At 48.2% G+C, this 218-nt stretch carries 1 rRNA gene; it reads left to right on the top strand.

From position 1 onward, the window contains the following. Positions 1–95 precede the first annotated feature (95 nt). Positions 96–212 (top strand): 5S ribosomal RNA (gene rrf, locus GPK89_RS14700). Positions 213–218: the final 6 nt, after the last annotated feature.

The following is a 218-nucleotide window of genomic DNA, read 5'->3' as shown; positions in this document are numbered from 1 at the left end:
GTTCGATATTCAGTTTTGAGGGTACATCCCTTGACAGGGTAGCATGAAAGTGTTATCCTAGACAAAAAGAGAAGCATGACGAAGGTCACGCGTTGGCCGGTGTCAATGACGGTGAGGTTCCACCTGTTCCCATTCCGAACACAGAAGTTAAGCTCACTTGTGCCGAAGATAGTTGGCTGGAAACGGCCTGTGAAAATAGGTAGATGCCGGCTTCTCTT

The organism is Gemmiger formicilis (assembly GCF_018784445.1).
GTDB lineage: Bacteria > Bacillota > Clostridia > Oscillospirales > Ruminococcaceae > Gemmiger.
Note: the sequence above shows the minus strand (reverse complement) of the source record. Positions and strands in the feature narration are given on the sequence as shown.